This window comes from Moorena sp. SIO3H5, from assembly GCF_010692395.1.
Taxonomy (GTDB): Bacteria; Cyanobacteriota; Cyanobacteriia; order Cyanobacteriales; family Coleofasciculaceae; genus Moorena.
In genome coordinates, this window is the sequence record NZ_JAAHHS010000827.1 from 1 (window position 1) to 1026 (window position 1026).

At 35.6% G+C, this 1026-nt stretch carries 2 protein-coding genes; both read left to right on the forward strand.

The features are described from left to right. On the forward strand, positions 1–765 hold a 765-nt coding region (locus tag F6K52_RS36815; protein ID WP_293090246.1), incomplete at its 5' end, for a His/Gly/Thr/Pro-type tRNA ligase C-terminal domain-containing protein. A gap of 38 nt (positions 766–803) precedes the next feature. Continuing rightward, a partial coding sequence (locus tag F6K52_RS36820) for a hypothetical protein (protein ID WP_293090248.1) occupies positions 804–1026 on the forward strand: 223 nt, incomplete at its 3' end.

The following is a 1026-nucleotide window of genomic DNA, read 5'->3' on the forward strand; positions in this document are numbered from 1 at the left end:
CACATCTTTTGTTTACCCAATCAAATTGCTGATGAAATTTTAGGAGTATTGAATCTTACCGAACAGATTTTATCTGACTTTGGTTTTAATAATTACGAAATCAATCTTTCTACCCGTCCCCAGAAATCAGTAGGAACAGATGAAGTTTGGGAATTAGCAACTGCGGCTTTAAAAGAAGCATTGGATAATAAAGGTTGGAACTATATTATAGATGAAGGTGGCGGTGCTTTTTATGGACCAAAAATAGATATAAAAATTCAAGATGCCATTGGTCGTTTGTGGCAATGTTCAACGATTCAGGTAGATTTTAATTTACCTGAAAGATTTGATATGCAATATGTTGCTGCTGACGATGGTAAAAAACGACCAATTATGATTCATCGGGCAATTTTTGGTTCAATAGAACGTTTTTTTGGCATTTTAATTGAGAACTATGCCGGTGATTTCCCTTTGTGGTTAGCACCAGTTCAATGTAGATTATTGCCAGTCAGTGATGAAGTAAGAGAATATGCAGAATCCGTAGCCAAGGAATTGCATAAAGAAGGATTAAGAGTAGAAGTTGATGGTAGTGGAGAAAGATTAGGTAAACAAATTCGTAATGCTGAGTTAGAAAAAATTCCTGTAGTTGCTGTAGTAGGAAAACAAGAGATGGGAAACCAAACTTTGAGCGTGCGTACCCGAAAATCCGGGGATTTAGGAGCGCTATCAATCAATGAAACTGTTACTCATTTACAATCGGCTATTGACTTGCATACAACTATTTAGTCATTAATTTTAGCTATTAAGTACGTCACATTAATGATATGAGTTTTTCTTTTGGTAGGCAATCTCAAAAAGCGAGTTATCAGGAAATTCAGCAACTTAAACAATGGATTTATCAAGCTTTGCAAATTGATGATGAAATTTCTATTTCTTTAAGTCAACTGCAATGTACCGAACCTGGATGTCCGCCAATTGAAACCGTCATTCATGTGATGACTAATCCCGTACAACAATACAAAATTCACAAATCGATTGCTGAGATAG